20 protein-coding genes and 1 riboswitch are annotated in these 21,266 nt (G+C 73.8%); of the genes, 19 read left to right on the top strand and 1 reads right to left on the bottom strand.

Translation table 11 applies throughout. The features are described from left to right. Positions 1-206: 206 nt before the first annotated feature. The 15 genes from OG338_RS01060 to OG338_RS00990 all read left to right on the top strand — a co-directional run bounded on the left by OG338_RS01060 (position 207) and on the right by OG338_RS00990 (position 16,667). Positions 207-1,631: an extracellular solute-binding protein gene (locus OG338_RS01060; protein ID WP_405935499.1), complete on the top strand. Its 1,425-nt coding sequence runs from the start codon at positions 207-209 to the stop codon at positions 1,629-1,631. A 91-nt stretch (positions 1,632-1,722) separates the two neighbouring features. After that, positions 1,723-2,682, top strand: a complete 960-nt coding sequence (locus OG338_RS01055; protein ID WP_405935498.1) for a carbohydrate ABC transporter permease — start codon at positions 1,723-1,725, stop codon at positions 2,680-2,682. A gap of 16 nt (positions 2,683-2,698) precedes the next feature. Then, a complete protein-coding gene (locus OG338_RS01050) occupies positions 2,699-3,658 on the top strand; it encodes a carbohydrate ABC transporter permease (protein ID WP_405935497.1) in 960 nt (319 codons plus the stop codon). 109 nt (positions 3,659-3,767) lie between these two features. Beyond that, positions 3,768-5,393: a glycoside hydrolase family 13 protein gene (locus OG338_RS01045; protein WP_405935496.1), complete on the top strand. Its 1,626-nt coding sequence runs from the start codon at positions 3,768-3,770 to the stop codon at positions 5,391-5,393. Between the two features lie 108 nt (positions 5,394-5,501). Beyond that, positions 5,502-5,828 (top strand): cupin, encoded by a 327-nt coding sequence (locus OG338_RS01040; protein WP_405935495.1) that lies wholly within the window; start codon positions 5,502-5,504, stop codon positions 5,826-5,828. A gap of 42 nt (positions 5,829-5,870) precedes the next feature. Then, positions 5,871-6,497, top strand: a complete 627-nt coding sequence (locus tag OG338_RS01035; protein ID WP_405935494.1) for a GNAT family N-acetyltransferase — start codon at positions 5,871-5,873, stop codon at positions 6,495-6,497. 99 nt (positions 6,498-6,596) lie between these two features. Continuing rightward, entirely contained in the window at positions 6,597-7,469 is an 873-nt protein-coding gene (locus tag OG338_RS01030; RefSeq protein ID WP_405935493.1) for an ABC transporter substrate-binding protein, read from the top strand. A 79-nt stretch (positions 7,470-7,548) separates the two neighbouring features. After that, positions 7,549-8,487, top strand: a complete 939-nt coding sequence (locus OG338_RS01025) for a carbohydrate kinase (protein ID WP_405935492.1) — start codon at positions 7,549-7,551, stop codon at positions 8,485-8,487. Positions 8,488-8,581: 94 nt separating this feature from the next. Continuing rightward, positions 8,582-9,829, top strand: a complete 1,248-nt coding sequence (locus tag OG338_RS01020; RefSeq protein ID WP_405935491.1) for a beta-ketoacyl-[acyl-carrier-protein] synthase family protein — start codon at positions 8,582-8,584, stop codon at positions 9,827-9,829. A gap of 51 nt (positions 9,830-9,880) precedes the next feature. Beyond that, positions 9,881-11,725 (top strand): acyl-CoA dehydrogenase, encoded by a 1,845-nt coding sequence (locus OG338_RS01015; RefSeq protein WP_405935490.1) that lies wholly within the window; start codon positions 9,881-9,883, stop codon positions 11,723-11,725. 265 nt (positions 11,726-11,990) lie between these two features. Then, positions 11,991-12,230 carry an acyl carrier protein gene (locus tag OG338_RS01010; protein WP_405935489.1) on the top strand — a complete coding sequence of 80 codons (240 nt, stop codon included), beginning with the start codon at positions 11,991-11,993 and terminating at the stop codon, positions 12,228-12,230. Next, positions 12,227-13,450, top strand: coding sequence for a beta-ketoacyl-[acyl-carrier-protein] synthase family protein (locus OG338_RS01005; protein WP_405935488.1), 1,224 nt, complete (start codon positions 12,227-12,229; stop codon positions 13,448-13,450). Before OG338_RS01010 ends, OG338_RS01005 begins: the two co-directional genes overlap by 4 nt. Positions 13,451-13,503: 53 nt before the next feature. Continuing rightward, positions 13,504-13,661: riboswitch (cobalamin riboswitch) on the top strand. A gap of 47 nt (positions 13,662-13,708) precedes the next feature. Continuing rightward, a complete protein-coding gene (locus OG338_RS01000; RefSeq protein WP_405935487.1) occupies positions 13,709-14,776 on the top strand; it encodes an ABC transporter substrate-binding protein in 1,068 nt (355 codons plus the stop codon). Positions 14,777-14,814: 38 nt separating this feature from the next. Then, a complete protein-coding gene (locus tag OG338_RS00995) occupies positions 14,815-15,885 on the top strand; it encodes a FecCD family ABC transporter permease (RefSeq protein WP_405940279.1) in 1,071 nt (356 codons plus the stop codon). Continuing rightward, positions 15,882-16,667 (top strand): ABC transporter ATP-binding protein, encoded by a 786-nt coding sequence (locus OG338_RS00990; protein WP_405935486.1) that lies wholly within the window; start codon positions 15,882-15,884, stop codon positions 16,665-16,667. The genes OG338_RS00995 and OG338_RS00990 overlap by 4 nt, the downstream gene beginning before the upstream one ends. Before the next feature lie 84 nt (positions 16,668-16,751). Here OG338_RS00990 and OG338_RS00985 read toward each other — a convergent pair whose 3' ends face one another. Beyond that, on the bottom strand, positions 16,752-17,762 hold the full coding sequence (locus OG338_RS00985; protein WP_405935485.1) for a PRC and DUF2382 domain-containing protein: 1,011 nt from the start codon (positions 17,760-17,762) through the stop codon (positions 16,752-16,754). 370 nt (positions 17,763-18,132) lie between these two features. On the opposite strand from OG338_RS00985, the gene OG338_RS00980 reads away from it, so the two are divergent. The 4 genes from OG338_RS00980 to OG338_RS00965 all read left to right on the top strand — a co-directional run bounded on the left by OG338_RS00980 (position 18,133) and on the right by OG338_RS00965 (position 21,204). Further along, positions 18,133-18,723, top strand: a complete 591-nt coding sequence (locus tag OG338_RS00980) for an adenosylcobinamide amidohydrolase (protein WP_405935484.1) — start codon at positions 18,133-18,135, stop codon at positions 18,721-18,723. Positions 18,724-18,779: 56 nt separating this feature from the next. After that, a complete protein-coding gene (locus OG338_RS00975) occupies positions 18,780-19,685 on the top strand; it encodes an NAD(P)-dependent oxidoreductase (protein WP_405935483.1) in 906 nt (301 codons plus the stop codon). 242 nt (positions 19,686-19,927) lie between these two features. Next, a complete protein-coding gene (locus OG338_RS00970; RefSeq protein WP_405935482.1) occupies positions 19,928-20,470 on the top strand; it encodes a zinc-binding dehydrogenase in 543 nt (180 codons plus the stop codon). Beyond that, entirely contained in the window at positions 20,467-21,204 is a 738-nt protein-coding gene (locus OG338_RS00965) for a GNAT family N-acetyltransferase (protein WP_405935481.1), read from the top strand. Before OG338_RS00970 ends, OG338_RS00965 begins: the two co-directional genes overlap by 4 nt. Positions 21,205-21,266 lie beyond the last annotated feature (62 nt).

Below are 21,266 nucleotides of genomic sequence, written 5' to 3'. Positions count from 1 at the left end.
GCACACAGGGGCGCCGTCCGGTCCGCCGGGCGGCGCCCCGTGCTGCGCTCACGCCGTTTTCCGCATGCGGCGTACTCGCGACTGTCAAACTTTTACGAAAACTGCGCGAGATATTGCGTTCACATGTCGACGCTGGTTGAGTGTGCCTCGCCCCGGCAGTCAGTCGGCCGAGGGCCATCCACGCTCATGCCCGAAGGGGACCATCGATGAGAAGTGCTGGGTTGCGCCGCACACGCCGTATCAGCCGTGCCTCCGCGGTTGCTCTTGTCACCGCACTTGCCCTGACCTCGCTCGCGTCCTGCGGCACGAGCAGCAGCAAGGACGACGACACGAGCAGTTCGTCCAAGGGTTCGTCCGACCCCTCGGCTCCACTGGACCCGAACACCAAGGTGACGATCTCCATCGACTGCATGCCGCCGGCCGCCAAGGCCGCGGAGCTGCGGGAGTGGAAGGAGGACATCAAGACGTTCAACGAGAAGTACCCGAACGTCACGATCAACGGCAAGTCCACCCCGGGCCAGTGCAACGAGCCGCCCCGCTTCACCGCCATGCTGAAGGGCAAGTCGCAGCCCGACGTCTTCTACGCCTACTTCAGCGACCTCCAGCAGGTCCTGGACAACGACGGCGCCGAGGACATCTCCGCGTACGTCAACGACAAGACCGTGCCCGCGCTGAAGGACATCCAGCCGCAGGTGGTCGACGTGGCCCGCAAGGACGGCAAGCTCTACGGCCTGCCGACCAGCAACTACACCATGGGCCTGATGATCAACCGGAAGCTGTTCAAGCAGGCCGGTCTCGACCCGAACACCCCGCCCGCCACCTGGGACGAGGTGCGCGCCGCCGCCAAGAAGATCGCGGGCCTCGGCAAGGGCATCTCCGGCTACGGCGAGTACAGTGCCGGCAACAACGGCGGCTGGCACTTCGCCGCGACGCAGTTCGGCCTCGGCGGGGACGTCGTCGACGCCTCCGGCAAGAAGGCCGCCTTCAACAACGAGACCGGCAGGCAGGTCCTCCAGCAGCTGCACGACATGCGCTGGGAGGACGACAGCATGGGCAAGACCCAGCTGCTCAAGTGGGGCGACCTCCAGAAGCAGATCGCCAGCGACAAGCTGGGCATGTTCCTCGCCGCCCCCGACGACATCGCGTACATGGTGCAGCAGCTCGGCGCCGAGTACGAGACCTTCGGCCTCGGCCCCATCCCCGGCGGCAAGGGCACGCTCTTCGGCGGCAACAACTACCTGATCAAGAAGGGTAGTTCGCCCGACCAGATCAAGGCCGCCATCGCCTGGCTCAACTTCAAGAACCTCACCCCCGGCAAGGGGCAGTTCGACTGGGCCCGCACCAAGGCCGACAAGCTCCCCGTGGGCCTGCCGCAGCCGAACTTCTTCCTCGGTGAGAGCAAGACCACGGACGACGCCGCACGCGCCCAGAACGCGACGATGCCCGTCGAGAACTTCAAGGCGTTCATGGACAATCCCGTCCCCGGCAAGGCCGAGCCGCCGAAGGCCCAGGAGATCTACAAGATCCTCGACAACGCCATGTCCGGTGTTCTGACCAACAAGAACGCCGACATCGACAAGCTGCTCTCCACCGCCGAGCAGCAGGTCAACCAGGTTCTGGCGAACCAGTAACGGACGTGCGGGGCCGGGTCACGCGGACCCGGCCCCGCATCCGGACCCCGTCCGCTACGCGCTCGTCGTACACCGGCACCGAGGAGACACCATGTCGGCCCCAACCCTGTCCCCCCGCAAGGCGACCCGGCCTCGCCCAGGACACCGAAGCTCCGCCCGCCCGGACTCCGCCCGCGAGGAGTTCCTGCGCGCCCTGCGTCGCAACATCTCGGCGCACGGCTTCCTGATCGGAGCGGTGCTCTGCTTCTCGCTCTTCTCCTGGTATCCGATGGTCCGGGAATTCATCCTGGCCTTCCAGAAGAACGAGGGCGGCACCACCACCTGGGCCGGCTGGTCCAACCTCACGTACGTCTTCAACGACCCGGCCTTCTGGCAGGCATGGCGCAACACCCTGCTGTTCACGGTGCTCGCCCTGCTGCTCGGCTTCGTCGTCCCGTTCGCCGTCGCCGTCGTGCTCAACGAGTTCCGGCACGGCCAGGGCTATCTGCGGCTGCTCGTCTACCTCCCCGTGATGCTGCCGCCGGTCGCCTCCGTACTGCTCTTCAAGTACTTCTACGACCCCGGCTACGGGCTCTTCAACCGCATCCTGGCCATCTTCCACCTGCCCGAACAGCAGTGGCTCCAGGACACCAGCACCTCGATGCTCTCCGTCGTCATCGCGGCGACCTGGATGAACATGGGCGGCGCCACCCTCATCTACCTCGCCGCGCTCCAGGGCATCCCCGGCGAGCTGTACGAGGCGGCCGAGCTCGACGGCGCCGGGCTGCTGCGCAAGATCTGGCACGTCACCATCCCGCAGACCCGCCTCATCCTCTCGCTCCTGCTGCTCATGCAGATCATCGCGACGATGCAGGTCTTCACCGAGCCCTTCCTGCTCACCAACGGCGCCGGACCCGAGGGCTCCACCACCACCGTCGTCTACCTCATCTACCAGTACGCCTTCAACTTCAACAACTACGGCAGCGCGGCGGCACTCGGCCTCGTCCTGCTCGTCGTCCTCGCGGGATTCTCCGCGGTGTACGTACGACTGAGCCGCAACAGCGAAGACTAGGACGGGAGCCGGCACCATGGCATCGAACACGCTTGTCTCCCGGCGCGGGAGCACCTCACGCAAGTCCGCACGGCGCAGGGCCGAGGGCGGCGCCGAACGCGCCCGCCAGCGCACCCTGATCTCGCCGGCCCAGCTCGGCAGGCCGCGCGGCCGGGCCGTCTACTGGATCGTCTTCGGCCTGGTGATGGTCCTGTTCACGGCCGTCTTCCTCGGCCCGCTGTACTGGATGGTCACCGGCGGTCTGAAGACCACCCAGGAAGTGGTGCAGAGCCCGCCCACGGCCTTCCCCAGCTCCATCCACACCGAGAACTACAGCCAGGCATGGACGGTCATGGACCTGTCCAGGCTGCTGTTCAACACCCTGTACTACGCCTTCGGCGCACTCGCCTTCCAGCTGATCTTCGACGTGGCCGCCGCCTACTCGCTGTCCAAGCTGCGGCCGATCTTCGGCAAGGTCATCCTCGGCATGATGCTGGCCACCCTGATGATCCCGGCCACCGTCCTCGTCGTCCCGCAGTACCTCACGGTCCTGGACGTGCCCCTGTTCCAGCGCAACCTGGTCAACTCGCCCTGGGCGATCTGGCTGCCGTCGGTCACCAACGCCTTCAACATCTTCCTGCTGAAGCGGTTCTTCGACTCCATCCCCGGTGAACTCCTGGATGCCGCGGCCATGGACGGCGCCTCACCCCTGCGCACCCTGCGCTCGATCATCCTGCCCATCTCCCGGCCGATCCTCGGGGTCGTCTCCATCTTCGCCGTCGTCGGCGTGTGGAAGGACTTCCTCTGGCCGATGCTCACGCTGCCCGACCCGAACAAGCAGACCCTCAACGTGGGCATCTACTCACTGGCCAGCGGCGTCCCCGAGAACGTCCTGATCGCCGCGCTCACCATCGCGTCGATCCCGACGCTGCTGATCTTCCTGCTCTTCCAGCGCAACATCATGAGCGGCCTCACCGCGGGCGGCCTCAAGGGCTGACGCCCGCTCCCCGCACCGCTCTCCCCTCAGCGCTCCGCCGCCGGCTCACCCATCCTGCCCCGCTTACCGGGCCGGCGGCGGAGTCCCACCCTGCCCGAAAGGAACGTCAGTGGCAGCCAACCGTCCGTCCGAGGCCACCGCACAGTGGTGGCGCGACGCCGCCATCTACCAGATCTACGTACGCAGCTTCGCCGACGGCGACGGCGACGGCACCGGCGATCTGGCAGGGGTACGGGCCAGGCTGCCCTACCTCGTGGAGCTGGGCGTGGACGCCCTCTGGTTCACCCCCTGGTACCTCTCGCCGCTGGCCGACGGCGGCTACGACGTAGCCGACTACCGTACGATCGACCCCGCGTTCGGCACCCTCGCCGAGGCCGAGAAACTCATCGCCGAGGCCGCCGAGCTGGGCATCCGCACCATCGTGGATATCGTGCCCAACCACGTCTCCGACCAGCACGCCTGGTTCCGCGCCGCCCTCGAAGCCGGCTCCGGCAGCCCCGAACGCGACCTCTTCCACTTCCGCAAGGGCCGCGGCGCGAACGGCGAGATCCCGCCCAACGACTGGGTCTCCGAATTCGGCGGCACCCCCTGGACCAGGCTGGACGACGGCGAGTGGTATCTCCACCTCTTCGCCACCCAGCAGCCCGACCTCAACTGGGCCCACCCGGCCGTCCGCCGCGAGCACGAGGACGTCCTGCGCTTCTGGTTCGAACGCGGCGTCGCCGGCGTACGCATCGACTCCGCCGCCCTGCTCGCCAAGGACCCGGCGCTCCCCGACTTCGTCATCGGCAGCGACCCGCACCCCTTCGTCGACCGCGACGAGCTCCACGGCATCTACCGCTCCTGGCGTGCCATCGCCGACGAGTACGGCGGGGTCTTCGTCGGCGAGGTCTGGCTCCCCGACACCGAGCGCTTCGCCCGCTACCTGCGCCCCGACGAGCTGCACACCGCCTTCAACTTCAACTTCCTGGCCTGCCCGTGGGAGCCGGCGAAGCTGCGGGCCGCCATCGACGACACGCTCTCCGAGCACGCCTCGGTCGGCGCCCCCGCCACCTGGGTGCTCTGCAACCACGACGTCACCCGGACCGTCACCCGCTACGGCCGCGAGGAGACCGGGTTCGACTTCGCCGTCAAGACCTTCGGCACCCCCACCGACCTCGCCCTCGGCACCCGCCGGGCCCGCGCCGCCGCCCTCCTCTCGCTGGCCCTGCCCGGCGCCGCCTACCTCTACCAGGGCGAGGAACTGGGCCTGCCCGAGGCCGACATCCCGCTCGACCGCATTCAGGACCCGATGCACTTCCGCAAGAACGGCGCCGACCCGGGCCGGGACGGCTGCCGGGTGCCCATGCCCTGGGCGGCGGGCGAACCCTACGCCGGATTCGGGGCCACCACGGAGCCCTGGCTCCCGCAGCCGGAGGGCTGGTCCGGCTACGCCGCCGACATCCAGAACGGCGACCCGGACTCCATGCTCAACCTCTACCGCGAGGCCCTGCGGCTGCGGCGCTCCGAAGCGGGCTTCGGCACCGAGGGGGAGCCCGGCATCCAGCGGCTGACCTGGCTCGACGCCGCGCCCGGGGTGCTCGCCTTCGCCCGGACCGGTGGACTGCTGTGCGTCGTCAACCTGGCCGCCGAGGCCGCTCAGCTGCCCCCGCACAGCGCGGTGCTGCTCACCAGCGGACCCCTGGACGAGGCGGGCCGCCTCCCGCAGGACACGGCGGTGTGGCTGCGCGCCTGACGATGCCACGACCGGCCGGGCCGGCCGCACGGGCCGGGACGCGTGGGAGCGCGTCCAGGCCCGTGCGGCACGTTCGCGGGCGGGCCGGGGCTGCGGCACAGTGGGCATATGGACGCTCCGAACGATCTGAATGCCCTCGCCGCCGAGCACCTGGCCGCCGCCCGCGACGCCCCGCACGGCCGCAGCGCCCACCTCCTGCTCCACCAGGACCCGCTGCGGCAGACCGTCATCGCGCTCACCTCGGGCTCCGCGCTGGACGAGCACAACGCCCCGCCCGCCGCCTCGCTCCTGGTCCTGCGCGGCTCCGTCCGGCTCACCGCCGCCTCCGGCGACGTCGAACTGACCCCCGGACGGCTGCACCCGATCCCGCAGGAGCGGCACGGGCTGCTCGCCCTGGAGGACGCGGTCGTCCTCCTCACCGCCGTCAACCCCTGAATCCCCTTGTGGGAGCGCTCTCCCAGTCGGCAGGATGGGCCGGTGACCTCGCATCCCGGCCTCCGGCCCTACCGCCCCGAAGACAGCGCCGCGCTCTCCGACATCTGCATACGCACCGCCGACGGCGGCCGCGACGCCCGGGACATCTACCCGGACCACGAGCTGGTCCCGGCCGTCTTCGCCATGCCCTACGCCGAGCTGGAACCCGACCTCGCCTTCGTCCTGGACGACGGCACGGGCCGCGCGGTCGGCTACATCCTGGGCACCGCCGACACGCCCCGCTTCGTGAAGGAGTACCGCGCGAGCTGGCTGCCCCGGGTCGCGGACCGCCACCCGTTGCCCGAGGGCCCGCCGCGGAGCCCCGCCGACGAGATGACCGCCCTCCTGCACGACCCGGAGCGCATGGTCCTGCCCGAACTCGCCGCCCACCCCGCCCACCTGCACATCGACCTGCTGCCCGACTGGCAGCGCAAGGGGTACGGGAAGGAGCTGATGCACACCTTCCTCGCGGCCCTGAACGCCAAGGGGGTCGAGGGCGTTCATCTGTGCATGCTCACCTCCAACACCCCGGCCAGGGCCTTCTACGACCGGCTCGGCTTCACCGAGATCCACGTCCCCGGCCCCGGCCCCGTCAGCTACCTCGTACGCGGCACGGGGGCGGACCGGTAGGACCCGTCGCCCCGCCGGAGGGTGCGGCCCGCTCCCGCTGGGCAGGTACTGGTCGACCGCCGTCGCCGGGCGGCGGCTTCCGGCTGGGAGGCGTGTGACGTGAACGAGCGGACCGTGTGGCAATTCACCGACGACCGGGGGCAGTTGTCGGCAACCGGCGAACGCCCACAACGGGTGCTCGCCTACATCCAGGCCGGTGCGACCCTGTGGGACCACGGGATACGCCCCGCCGGGCTCTTCGGCTCCGGCCACGACGACCCGGCCGCACCCGATCCCGCGAAGACCGGATCGCTTCCACTCGACGGGCTCGCGTACGCCGGTGCCGGGACCACCCTGGATGCGGACGCCTTACTGCGCTGCGCCCCGGACCTCGTGGTCGCCGTCAGCTACGGCGGCGGCCAGGTCTACGGCCTCGGTCCGGAGACCGCCAAACGTCTGGAGGCCCACGTCCCGGTCGTCGTCATCGACGTCGGCCAGGCGCACACCCTCGGCCGGATCGGCGACCGGTTCGCGGAGCTGGCCCGCTCGCTCGGCGCCGGCGAACCGGCGTCGGCGGCCCGCGAACTGGACGCCGCCCGGGACCGCCTGCGCGCCCTCACCACCGGCCCGGACAGAGCGAGGGTCCTCGCCCTGTCCCCGGCGGACCAGGACCAGGCGTATCTGGCCCGCCCCCGCATGTGGCCCGAACTCCGGGTCCTCGCGGACCTCGGCGTCGGCCTGATCGAACCCGCCGAAGGACCCGGCGCCAACTGGTCCACGGCCGGCTGGACCGAGGCCGCCGCCCTGCGCCCCGACGTCGTCCTCGCCGACATCCGGGTCAACGCGACCCCGCTCGCCGAGCTGCGCGACAACGCCGAGTGGGCGGTCGTCGCCGATACCGCCCGTGTGGTCCCCTGGAACCCGGAACCGGTGTGCAGCGCCCATGCCCACGCCCGGTTCCTGGAGCTGGTGGCCGACGCGCTGACCACGTAACGCTCCCGCCCGACCGGGGCCGTACGGTGGGCCGGACGTTCCGTCAGCCCTCCGTCGCACCCCGGGAGACCCCGCACTCATGCCCGACCGCCCCGACTTCCTGGTCATCGGCGAATGCGTCGCCGACATCGTCCGCGTCCCGGACGCCCCCGACCGGGTGCACGCCGGGGGCAGCCCGGCCAACCTGGCGTACGGCCTGGCCAGGCTCGGCCACGACGCGGCGCTGCTCACCCAGCTGGGGCGGGACGACAACGGACGGCTGATCCGCGCGCATCTCACCGGGGCGGGCGTCGAGGTGCTGACGGACGGGGCCCCCGGCCGCACCCCGTCGGCCGTCGTCACCCTGGACGGCGAGGGCCGTGCCGCGTACGCGTTCGACATCGCCTGGACGCTCGGCCGGGTCGCGCTCGACCGGCAGCCCCGGCACGTCCACACCGGGTCGATCGCGGCGGTGACCGAACCCGGGGCGGCCACCGTGCTCGCCGCCGTCGAGTCGCTGCGGACGGCCGCCACCGTCAGCTACGACCCCAATGTGCGGCCCGCGCTGATGGGCGACCACGCCACCGCCGTGCGCCGGGTCGAGCGGTGCGTGGGCCTCAGCGACGTCGTCAAGGCCAGCGACGAGGACCTGGGCTGGCTGTACCCCGGGCAGGACCCGGCCGAGGCAGCCCGGCGCTGGCTGGCGTCCGGCCCGGCCCTCGTCCTCGTCACCCGGGGCGGCGACGGCGCCACGGCGGTCCTGCCCGGCGGCCGGGTGGACACCGGCGCGCTGCCCGCCGAGGTCGTGGACACGGTGGGCGCGGGGGACGCCTTCATGTCCGGCACCCTGCACGCGCTCGCCGCCCACGGCCTGCTCGGCGCGTCCGGCCGGAAGCGGCTGCGCTCCCCGGAGCGGGACGTGGTGAGCGACGTACTGCGCCACGCGGCGGCCTCGGCGGCGGTGACGGTCGCCCGGGCCGGCGCGAACCCGCCGGACGAGGCGGAGCTGCGCGGGGCGCTGGGGCCGGCGCAGGGCTGACATCCGGCCCCGCCCGCACCCTCGACGGCCCCCGGCGCGTTTCCCTTCCGAAGACCGACTTCCGAAGACCGACGACGCAGGGGAGGGCCGGGGCATGGCGTGGGACACGGGGACGGCGACCGTGGTGACGGGGCTGGGGGTGGTCACCCCCGCGGGCGACGACGAGCGCGCCTTCTGGGCCGGGCTGTGCGCGGGGCGCTCCATGGCCCGCCGCTGCGGGGAACTGGCCGGGCTGCCCGCCGACTTCGCCTGCCGGGCCGACCGGACCGATCTGGACCGGGCCGTCGGGGGCCGGGCCGGCTGGCGGATGGCGCGGTTCGCGAAGATGGCCCTGGTCGCCGCCCGCCGGGCCGTCGCCGACGCCGGGCTCCGCCCGGACCGCTGGGACGGCGGCCGGGTGGGCGTCGTGCTCGGCGTCGGCGTCGGCGGGGTCGCCGCCCTCGTGGACAACGTCCGCCGGTTCGACGGCGGCGGCGCACAGGCCGTCTCGCCGCTCCTCGCGCCGATGATGATGCCCAACGCGGCGGCCGGCGAGATCGCCATCGACCTCGGCGCCCACGGCCCCAGCCTGGCCCCGGCCACCGCCTGCGCCTCGGGCGCCACCGCCCTCGCCACCGCGCACGACCTGCTGGCCACCGGCCGGTGCGACCTCGTCGTCGCGGGCGGCGCGGAGTCCGTCCTGACGCCCCTGGTGGCCGCGGCCTTCGCCCAGCTGGGCGCGCTGTCCACGCGCACCGGCGACCCGGCCGCCGCCTCCCGCCCCTTCGCACCCGACCGCGACGGCTTCGTCCTCGGCGAGGGCGCCGGCGTGCTCGTCCTGGAGCGGGGCGCGCACGCGGCGGCCCGGGGCGCCCGGGTCCGGGCCGTGCTCGCCGGGACCGGGGCCGCCACGGACGCCCACCACCCCACCGCGCCCGACCCCGGCGGCCACGGCGCCCGGCGCGCCGTCGAGGCCGCCCTGGACGCGGCGGGCTGGGCCGCCCACGAGGTCGGCCACATCAACGCGCACGGCACCTCCACACCGCTGAACGACGCGATGGAGGCCGAGCTGATCGCCGGCCTCTTCCCGCACCGGCCCCCGGTCACCGCTCCGAAGGGCGTCCTCGGGCACACGCTCGCCGCCGCCGGCGCGATCGAGGCCGCCGCCACCGTGCTCACCCTCGAACACGGGCTCGTTCCGCCGGTCGCCAATCTGGACGCCCCGCCCGCCGGCTGGGACATCGACTGCGTCACCAAGGAGCCGCGCCGGCTGCGCGTCGAGCGGGCCGTCAGCCACTCGTTCGGCTTCGGCGGGCACAATGTCGCCCTCTGCTTCGAACGGGTTCGCCCCTCCGGCCGGTGAACATCTGCACGAGCGCGGTGTCCTGACCGTACGCCGGTCGTTCAGCCTTGTATGACCACCACGCTCACCGGCGCCGATCCCCTCGCACGCCCGCTCACCTCCGTACTCCTCGGCGCCGACGCCCGCCGAGAGCACGGCTTCTGGCGGCGGCTCGTCGCCACCGAACCGTTCCGGCTGCCCCCGGGGCCGGCGGCCGGCGGCACCCCGGACGAACGGCTCGCCCGCGCGTACGCACGACTGCGCGCCCTCAACGACTCCCTGGACAGCGCCGCCCGCCCGGCCTCCGACTTCCGGGCGCTGGCGGCCCTGCACGAGTGGCTGGCCCCGGTCGACCCGGCGCTCGCCACCATCGCGGGCATCCACTACAACCTGTTCCTCGGCAGCCTCCTGGACCACATCGCCGACAGCCCCCGCGACCTGTCGGACTTCCTGGCCCTGCGGCGTACCGGAACCTTCCTGTGTACGGAGGTGGCGCACGGCAACGACGCGGCGGCCGTCGAGACGACCGCCTCCTACGACCCCGTACGCGACGGATTCGTGCTGCACACCCCGCACTGCGGGGCACAGAAGTTCATGCCCAACACCGGGCGGCCCGGCGGCCCCAAGTCGGGGCTCGTCGCCGCGCGGCTGCTGGCCGGCGGGGCCGACCGGGGGGTGTTCCTGCTGCTTGTGCCGCTCACCGACGCCACCGGGCCGCTGCCCGGTGTACGGGTGCGCAGGCTGCCCGCCCGGATGGGCAGCCCCGTCGACCACAGCCTGACCTCGTTCGACCGGGTCTTCGTGGGACGCGAGGCGCTGCTGACGGGCCCGCAGGGGTGGATCGACGGCGACGGGGAGTTCCGCAGTGCCATCGAGGGCCGCAGGCGCCGCTTCCTCGCCTCCATCGCCCGGGTCGTCACGGGCAGGATCTCCATGAGCGCCAGCGCCGTCGGCTCGGCGCGCGCCACACTCGCCGTCGCGGTGCGGTACGGCGGTCACCGCCACGTCTCCGCCGGACGCGGGGCGCGGCTGCCGGTGCTCGCGTACCGCACCCATCACGGGCCGCTCGCCGAAGCCATGGCCACGGTCTTCGCCATGAGCCTGCTGCACCGCCGCGTCCTGGACCGCTGGGAGGCGGCGCGGACGGGGCCGGAGGCCGGGCGGGAGGCGGCCGAGCGGCTGGTGGACATCGCCAAGGGCTGGATCACCTGGCAGGCCAGGGCCGTGATCGTGGAGTCCCGGGAACGCTGCGGCGCCCAGGGCCTCCTGGAGAACAACGGGATGGCCGCGCTCGTCACCGGCGTCGAGGGCGCGATCACCGCCGAGGGCGACAACCTCGCCGTCCACGCCCGGGCCGCCGCCGCCCTGCTCGCCGACCGCCCCCCGTGCGAACCGCCCGTCCCGGCCGGCGGCGGCCTCACCGACCTCCGGTTCCTGGTCGGGCTCCTGGGCCGAGCCGAGGAGCTGTGGTTCGCGCGCGCCGGGGCCCGGGCCGCCCGGACGGCGCCCGGCGATCCGCTGGGCCGGTGGAACGCGGCGGCGGGCCCCGCGCTGCGCGGCGTCGAGGCGCACGCCTGCCGGCAGGCGGCCGAGGCGTACGCGGAGGCGGTCGAGGCGCTGCCCGCCGGGGCGGACCGGGACCGGCTCGGCGAGCTCGCCCGGCTGTTCGCCCTGGGCCGGGTCGCGCGCGACAGCGGGGACCTGCTGGCGGCCGGGCATCTGAGCACCGGTCAGGCGGAGGCGCTGACGGACCACACCGAACGGCTCATCGAGGCGGTGGCCCCGCACCTCCCGCAGCTCGCCGACTCCTTCGCCTTCCCCGACGAGCTGCTCGCCGACTGGCCGATCGCGGGCGCCGGCTACGCCGAGGCGTACGACGATCCGGACGCCCACTGGCACCCGGAGGCGGGCCGGTGAGGGGCGGCCGCGCGCGCCGCGCGGTGCGGGCCGTGCAGGGGCTCGGGGCGGGGGCCGTGCTCCTCGCCTACTGGACGGCCGTCGCCTTGTTCGCGCGGTGGTGCGGGGCGCCCCGGACGGGCGTTGGCGAATCGGTTCGCCGCAAGGCGTAACCGGATCGACGCTGCTCAGTTGTTCCGGCGTCGGGGCCGTGCGCGCCGGCGCCGGACACCCCACCGGACACCCCGCCGGCCGGACACCGGATGGACCTGAGGAAAGGAAGACCATGAGCCTGATCCACCCCCACATCACCGACGTACTCAGCCGTACCTTCGAGGTGCCCGTGGCCGAGATCCTTCCGGACTCCACGATGGACAGCCTGGACATGGACTCCCTCGCGGCCGCCGAGTTCGCCGTCGTCCTGCGCGAGACCACCGGGGCCGAGCTGGACACCGGCACCCTCACCCGGGGGACCACCCTCGCCGAGCTCACGGCGCACCTCCACGCGTCGGCCGCCGCCCGATGAGGACACCGGCCGTCGCCGTCACCGGGCTCGGCATGATCACCCCGGTCGGCAACGACACCGAGTCGACCTGGGACGGGGTGTGCGCCGCGGTGAGCCCGGCCCGCACCGTCCCCGCGCTCGCCGGGTGCGCGATCGACTTCGCCTGCGTGGTCGACGGCATCGACCTGGACGCCGAGATCGGCCGCCGTACGGCCTTCCGGATGGGCCGGTACGTCAAGTTCGCGGTCCTGGCCGCCCGGGAGGCCGTGGCCGACGCCGGGCTCGACCCGGCCGGCTGGGACGGCAGCCGGGTCGCGGTCGTCGTCGGCACCAGCAGCGGGGGATCCGCCCACCTCACCGACCAGGCGCTGGTGCTGGAGCGCAGGGGCCCCGAGGCGACCTCGCCGGCCGGGGTCCTGCTGACCATCCCCAACATGCCCGCCGCCGAGATCGCCATCGAGATGCGGGCCACCGGCCCCAGCATGGCCCCCTGCACGGCCTGTTCGTCCGGCGTCACCGCGCTGTCCGTCGCCCGCGACCTGCTGGCCACCGGGCAGTGCGACGTGGCCATCGCGGGGGCGACCGAGTCGACGGTCTTCCCGATCGCCATGACCGGCTTCGCCCGGTCCGGGGCCGCCGCCCTCGCGGACGGCGACCTGTCCCGGCTCAGCCGGCCGTTCGCCGCCGACCGGGCCGGACTCGTCATGGGCGAGGGCGCCGCGGTCATGGTGCTGGAACGCGCCGCCGACGCGGAGGCCAGGGGCGCCGAACCCAGGGCCCTGCTGGCCGGCACCGGCGCCACCACGGACGCCCACCACCCCACCAGCCCGCACCCCGACGGGCGGATCGCCCGGGCCGCCGTCGAGGCCGCCCTGCGCGACGCGGGCTGGCGGGCCGACGAGGTGGAGCACGTCAACGCGCACGGCACGGCGACCGTACGCAACGACGCCGCCGAGGCCGCGCTGATCAGCCGGGTGTACCCGCACCGGCCACCCGTCACCGCCCCCAAGGGCGTGCTCGGGCACTGCATGGGCGCGGCCGGGGCGATCGAGGCGGGGCTGACGATCCTCACCCTCCAGCGCGGGGTCGTCCCGCCGGTCGCCAACCTGGACGCGCCCGCGCCCGGGTTCGACATCGACTGCGTCACCAAGGTGCCGCTGGTACGGCCGGTCCGCCGGGCCGTCAGCCACTCCTTCGGCTTCGGCGGGCACAACGCGGTGGTGGCCCTGCAACGCCCATGAGCCCCTGGGGGGCGGCTCTGAGCTGCGCGGATGCCCGTGGTAGCGTCCCCGGAGCCAGTCGAACTCCATGTAGGGGTCAGGGAATCCGGTGCGAATCCGGAACTGACGCGCAGCGGTGAGGGGGACGGGCGGGGCCACGGCCACTGGGAGACCCGGCGTCTCCCGGGAAGGCGTCCCGTCCGAGCGAACCCGAGTCCGAAGACCTGCTGGCGACCGCCGCCCGGGACCGGGCGGCGGACCGCACAGCGGGCCCCGCGCATGGGCCCAGAGACGCCGAGGTACCCCGTGCCGCCGATATCCGGCCCCGCCCGTTCCGCCGCCCTGCTCACCGCCGCGCTCCTGCTGCTGACGGCCTGCGGGGGATCGCCCTCCGAAAAGGCCGCCGCGTCCGGCAAGGAGGACGGCTATCCGGTCACGCTCAAGAACTGCGGGCGCACCGTCACCGTGAGCGCCGCGCCCCGCCGCGCGGTCTCCGTCGACCAGGGCACCACGGAGATCCTGCTCTCACTCGGCCTCCAGGACCGCATCGCGGCCACCGCCACCTGGACCGACCCGGTGATGAAGGGCCTGGAGAAGGCCAACGCGGGTGTGAAGCGGATCGCCGACAACCGGCCCTCCTCCGAGAAGGTCCTCGACCAGGAGCCCGACTTCGTCGCCGCCGACTTCGAATCGACCCTCGCCAAGGGCGGCGTCGCCCCGCGCGAGCAGTTCGAGAAGCTGGGCGTCCCCACCTATGTCGCGCCCGCCGACTGCACCGCCAAGGACAACACCAAGGACGGCGACGGCGTCCGCACCGGCGCCCTCACCATGGACAGCGTCTACGCCGAAGTGACCGACCTGGCCCGTGTGTTCGGCGTGCCCGGGCGCGGCGAGAAGCTGGTCGCCGAGCTCCGCACCCGTATCCGCGAGGCCACCGACGGCATCGACGGCTCGGGCACCTCCGTCATGTACTGGTTCGCCAACTCCGAGTCGCCCTACCTGGCGGGCTGCTGCGGGGCGCCGGGCATCATCACCCGGGAACTGGACCTGAAGAACGTCTTCGACGACACGCACGACGAATGGCCCCAGATCAACTGGGAGACCGTCGCCGACCGCAACCCGGACGTGCTGGTCATCGGCGACCTCACCCGCAAGTCGCAGACCGCCGAGAGCGCCGCCGGGAAGATCGCCTTCCTGGAGTCCAACCCCGTCACGAAGAAGATGGACGCCGTACGCCACAAGCGTTACGTCCTGCTCAGCGGCCAGGCCATGAACCCGACCATCCGCACGGTCGAGGGCGTCGAGCTGGTGGCGGCCGGGCTGCGCGACTTCGGGCTCGCGGGGTGACGGCCACCGACCGGCCCACCGCCCCGCACGAAAAGGCCCTGCACGAAAAGGCCCCGCACAACAAGGCCCCGCGCGAAAGGGCCCCCGAAACCGCGCGCGGCCTGCGCGACGGCCTCCTGTGGACCGGCGGCCTCCTGCTGCTCGCCCTCTCCGTCGCGGTCGCCGTCACCATCGGACCGGCCCGGATCTCCGTCGTGGACGTCTGGTCCGCCGTCGCCGCCCACCTCGGCGTCGGCGAGGCCCGGCTCAGCCCGATCCGCGACGGCATCATCTGGAACCTGCGCATGCCGCGCACCCTGCTCGCCGCCGTCTGCGGGGCCGGGCTCGCGGTCTGCGGGACCGTCATGCAGTCCCTGCTGCGCAATCCGCTGGCCGACCCGTTCGTCCTCGGCGTCTCCTCGGGCGCGTCCACCGGCGCGGTCCTGGTCGTCGTGCTCGGTGTCGGCGGGGGAGCGGTGACGCTGCCGGCCGGGGCGTTCATCGGGGCGCTCTGCTCCTTCGCCCTGGTGATGCTGCTCAGCCACACCCTCGGCGGCTCCACCGACCGGGTCGTGCTCTCCGGGGTCGCCGCCATGCAGCTGTTCTCGGCGCTGACCTCGTTCGTCGTCATGACGGCCGCCGACGCCGAACAGACCCGTGGCGTGCTGTTCTGGCTGCTCGGCTCGCTCGGCGGGGTCGGCTGGACCGATGTCTGGGTCTGCTCCGCCGTCCTCGCCGTCAGCCTGCTCGTCTGCCTGGGCCATGCCCGTACGCTCGACGCCTTCGCCTTCGGGCAGGACGCGGCCGCCGCCCTCGGCGTGAACGTCACCCGCGTCCGTACCGTCCTGCTCTGCACGACCGCACTGCTGACCGCCGCGCTCGTCAGCTCGGCCGGGGCCATCGGCTTCGTCGGCCTGGTCCTGCCGCACGCCGCCCGCGCCCTCACCGGCTCGGGCCACCGCAGACTGCTGCCGGTCACCGCGCTCGCCGGGGCCGTCTTCCTCGTCTGGGTCGACACCCTCGCCCGGACCGTTCTCGACCCCCAGGAGGTCCCGGTGGGCGTCGTCACCGCCCTCATCGGCGTGCCCGCCTTCGTCGCCGTCCTCTACCGCACCAGGCGGCCCGCATGACCGGGAACGGTACGGCGGCCGAGGGCCTGCGCGCCGCCCGCGTCGGCCGGGAAGCCGGCGGCCGCCTCCTCCTGGACGGCGTGACCCTCGCCCCGGAACCCGGCACCACCGTGGGCCTGATCGGCCCCAACGGCTCCGGCAAGTCCACGCTGCTGCGCATCCTCGCCGGCGTCCTCGCCCCGCACACGGGCGTCGTCACCCTGGATGGCGAAGCGCTGCCCGCCGTGGGCCGGCGCGCGGTGGCCCGGCGGGTCGCGGTCGTGGACCAGCACGCCGTCACCCAGGACGAGCTGAGTGTCCTGGACGTCGTACGCCTCGGCCGCATCCCGCACCGTCGCGCCTGGGCCGCCCCCACGGGCGAGGACGCGGCGGCGGTGGACGAGGCGCTGGCACGCACCGGGCTCACCGGCCGGCGCGACCAGTCCTGGCACACGCTGTCCGGCGGGGAGCGCCAGCGCGTCCAGATCGCCCGCGCGCTCGCCCAGCGGCCCCGCGAACTCCTGCTGGACGAACCGACCAACCACCTGGACATCCAGCACCAGCTGGAACTGCTCTCGCTGGTCGCCTCGCTCCCGCTGACCGCCGTCGTCGCCCTGCACGACCTCAATCTGGCCGCCATGTTCTGCGACCGGATCGTGGTGCTGAGCGGCGGCCGGGCGGTCGCGGGCGGGACACCCGCGCAGGTCATCACCGAGGAGCTGATCGAGGAGGTCTACCGGGTGCGGTCCGTCGTCACCCCGGACGGCCCGCAGGGGCGGCCCTCGGTGCGCTTCCTGCCCTGACGGGCCCCGGGCACACGAGAGGGCGGGCCCGGCCGGGGCCCGCCCTTCGCCTGCGGTGCGGTGCGGCAGTCATGCCGGCGGGGGTCAGCGGTGGCGTCCTCGTCCCATGTCGCCGCCGGTGTCCTTGCCGCCCATCTCCTTGCCGCCCTTGGTGGTGCCGTCCGCGTAGTCGATCTGCTCCTTGCGCAGCTCGGCGGAGACCTCCTTCTGCTCCGTCACCCTCTGGGTTTCCATCCGGACGCGCTCGACCGGGACGGTCTCCTTGCGCATCGTGGCGCGTTCCGCGTGCAGGGTGACCTCCACGTCCTGCTCCGTGAGGTCGCCCGCGCGCGCCGTCCTGTCGCCCGGCTGCAACGGCTCACGGACCACCCGTACCTCCTCGTGCGAGACCGGCACGCTGCGCGTGACGTTCTCGGTGACGACGTACTTGTGCAGGCGGGCCCTGCCGCTCTCGTACTCCTCGGTGCCGATGTGCAGCTGCTCCTCGGAGCGGATCATCTCCTCCTTGCCGCCCAGGTCGGCCCCGGACCGGGTGCCCGCGCCGGCGCCGGCCAGCGGACGTCCCGCGCCCGTGCCCGCCGCCTCGGTGTCCCGGTGCCTGCCGGTGCCGGCCGTCTGCGTGCGGTCCGTGCCGGAGGTGCCGGCCGCGCCCATGGCCCCGGCCCCTGCTCCGGCCCCGGCCGCCGCGCCGGTGCCGGCCGCGCCCATGGTGCCGGTGCCCGTGGTGGTCGGTGCGCCGGTCCCGGAACCGTCGCCCAGATTGCCCCGGGTGTTCCTGGTCAGGCCGTAGTGCCGGTACAGCTCCTCCTCCTCGGACACGGAAAGATGCGCGTCCGCGTCCACCCGGGGGGCTTCCTTGACCTGGTCCTTGCCGTGCGAGATGTGCAGGTCGGAGCCCACTCGACGGGCTCCGGCGAGAGGCACGAAACTCTCCTTCATGCCGAACAGGCCGGTCTTCACCGTGATCCAGTCCGGGCGGCCGGTGTTGTCGTCGACATACACGCGGCCCACGTTGCCGATCTTCTCGCCCTCGGTGTCGTACACCGTCAGGCCGTCGAGCTCTCCGGAATCCGTGAAACCGTCAGCGGCTCCCATATCCGAATCCTCCTCGCCCGGGCGCGTCCTGTGGGTGGGTCCAGCAGAGAAGGCGCGTCCGGATTCCATCGCGCCTCACCCGGATGGACGCTGCAACCGCCCGGCCACCGGGCGCGGCGCGCGGTATCCGCCCCGGACCGTCGCAGCCCCCGTCTCACGCGGCTGTGCGGCTCTTGCACCCGTTACGCCATCCGAGTGAACGGGCCGGGGGATGCGCCGGAACCGGCACATATGATCAACGGGTCCACACCGATCGCGTCCCGTCGCGCCACCCCGGGGGTACCCCATCCGTTCCGTACGCAGCCGGCTGCCCGCCCAGCGCGGCGCACTGCACGCCCGGCGCGAGGACGGCGCGGAGCTGCACCACCTCGTGTGGCGGCTGGGCCCCGGCTGGCGGGTGTGCAGCAGCGCGGTGCTGGGCGGCGGCATCGGCCCGCGCGAGTGGATCCTCAACGCGCAGGTCCCCGGCGGCTACCCCCGCATGGACCCGGACCGCCACCTCGCCGAGATCGCCGCCGCCGCCCGCCTCACCGGCCCCGGCGCCGGACTGATGACCGCCGCCGACGTCACCGCGTACACCACCGCCGACGACGAGCATGTGCACGCCACCGCCACCTGCGGTCTGGGCGTACGCGGCTGGGCCGCCGCACCGGCCGAGGGCACCGGCGGACCGCCGAGCCCCGGCACCGTCAACATCGTGGTGACCTTCCCGATACCCCTGTCCGACGCCGCCCTGGTCAACGCCGTCGCCACCGCCACGGAGGCCAAGGTCCAGGCGCTCCTGGACGCCGGACTCGACTGCTCCGGCACCCCCACGGACGCCGTCTGCCTCGCCGCGCCCGAACCCGGGCCGGAGACCGGCGCCGCCGAACCGTTCGCGGGCCCGCGCTCCCGCTGGGGCGCCCGGCTCGCCCGAGCCGTACACGCCGCCGTGCTGGAAGGCGCGCTGCGGCACCCCTGAGAAGCCGAATCCGCCGCGCACCCCTCCCCGGAGCGCGGCCGACGAAGGGAACCCCCATGTCTTCAGCAGCCCCCCACACCCCCCGGCAGCCGGTCGTCGCCGTGCTCGGCACCGGGATCATGGGCGCGGCCATGGCCCGCAGCCTGCTCCGTGCCGGTCTGGAGGTCCGGGCCTGGAACCGCACGCAGGCCAAGGCCGCCCCGCTCGCCGCCGACGGCGCCACCGTCACCGGCACGGCGGCCGAGGCCGTGCGCGGCGCCCAGGTCGTGCTCACCGCGCTCCCCGACACGACCGCCGTCACCGCCGCGCTCACCGCCGCATCCGAGGGGCTGCACCGGGGCCAGGTGCTCGTCCAGACCTCCACGGTCGGCCCGGACGGCGCCGTCGAGCTGGCCCGGCGCGCCGCCGACCTCGGCCTGGTCCACCTGGACGCCCCGGTCGTCGGCACCCGGCAGCCCGCCGAGCAGGGCGCGCTGACCGTCCTCGTCTCCGGCCCGGAGGCCGCCCGCGAGGTGGTCGCACCGGTGCTGGACGCGATCGGCCGGCGCACGGTGTGGGCCGGTGCGGAGCCGGGCACGGCGTCCCGGCTGAAGCTCGTGGTCAACGCCTGGGTCGTCAACACGGTCGGCGGCGTCGCGGAGTGCCTGAACCTCGCCGAAGGGCTCGGCGTCGACCCGCGTACGTTCCTCGGCCTGGTCAAGGGCGGCCCGCTCGACTCCGGCTACCTCCAGGCGAAGTCCGCCGCCGTGCTGGACGGCGACCTGACGCCCAGCTTCGCCCTGTCCACCGCCCTCAAGGACACCCGTCTCATCCTCGACGCGGCCGCCCGGGCCGGTGTCCGGCTGGACCTGACCACCGCGTCGGCCGCCCGCTTCGAGCGCGCCGAGGCCGCCGGACACGGCGGGGAGGACATGGTCGCCACCTACTACGCGGGCCGGGCGCCCGGGCGGGACGGCGACTGACCGGACCGGGGCGCCCGGCCCCGTGACGGCGCGCGACCGCCCCACCGGTACGGGGGAGCCCGGTGGGACGGCCGCACTCAGCGTGCCACAGGACGGGCCGCCGCAGGGGCGGACCGGCGCGTACCGGGCCGTGATTGAGTTGAAATCGACGGTACGGGAATACCCGCGCGCCACGCGTCCTTGCCGCAGCTGTGGCGCCCGTCAGCGGGGCGCCGGCGCACGGAACAGGGGAGAAGGAGCTCATGCCGAAGGCGTATGTGTTCACCCGCAACGGCGGACCGGAGGCGGAGGTCCTCACCGATCCGGAACGGCCGAAACCCGGCCCCGGCGAACTGCTCGTGGCCGCCCACAAGCCGGCCGCCCTGTCCTTCACCGGCGTCGCCACCCCCTACGACGGACTGCGCCGGCCCGGCCCAGGCCGTGTCCGGAAAGTCCCGTCCGGCCCGCGACGCCTGGCACGCACTCCCGCCGCACCGGCCGAAATCCCGAGTACGTCCAGTACGAGGGATTGCGGCCGGCACGCCGAGAACTCGGGGATCCGCCTGACGCCGCCCGGGCCGCCCTCCGGGCGGACGACGCGAATGGCCGGACAGGCCCTGGGCGGAGCACCCGTCCGGCGGGCCCGTACCGCCGCCGTCCTCGACGAGGTGGCCCGGCTCACCGTCGACGGCGTCCTGCGCACCCACGTGACCCGGACCGTGCCCCTCGGCCGGGCGGCCGAGGGGCTGCGCGCGGTGGAGGACGGCCACGCTCTGGGCAAGACCGTGATCGAGGTGACCGCGTGAAGACGCGCCCGGACCCCGGCCACCCGCTGGACGACCCGGTGGGCACCGCGCTGCGCGGCCCGCACGCCCACCTCGCCGAACGCCGGGGCCGCGTGCTGCGCTACCCCTCCGAGGTCGCCTCCTGGGTCGCCCTCCCGCCGGACCCCGGGCCCGCCGACTGGGCCGACGCGGCGGCGCTCACCGGGCCGGGCGGAGCCGTCACCATCACCGCGTTCCGGGAGCCCCCGCCCGCCGGCTGGGAGATCACCTTCCACGCCCCCGGCGTCCAGCTGGTGGACGCGGGCGTGGCCGCGGCGCCCCTCCCCGGAGCGGTCCGGCTGGGCCCCGCCGACGTACCGGACATGCTCGACCTGGTCGCCCGCACCCGGCCGGGCCCCTTCGAGCCCCGGACCATCGAGCTCGGCAGCTACCTCGGGGTGCGCCGGGACGGGGTGCTCGTCGCCATGGCCGGGGAGCGCATGCGCCCGCCGGGCTGGAGCGAGATAAGCGCCGTCTGCACCGATGAGTCGGTACGCGGCCAGGGGCTCGGCGGCGGACTCGTGCGCGCCGTCGCCCACGAGATCCGGCAGCGCGGCGAGACCCCGTTCCTGCACGCGGCCGCCGCCAACACCGGAGCCGTCCGGCTCTACGAGTCGCTGGGCTTCGAGCTCCGCCGGCAGGTCGAATTCCTGGCCGCGCTCGTCCCGGCCGGAGTGCCCGGGCCGGGACGTCCCGCCGCCACCGCGGCGCGCTGAGCGGAGCGCTGCACGGGACCTTCGTCCGGGCCTCCGGGGCCGTAAGCCTCGTGTGCGCCGCC

Origin of the sequence: Streptomyces sp. NBC_00726 (genome assembly GCF_045161735.1) — a bacterium.
GTDB lineage: Bacteria > Actinomycetota > Actinomycetes > Streptomycetales > Streptomycetaceae > Streptomyces.
This window is presented reverse-complemented; position numbering and strand designations above follow the sequence as displayed.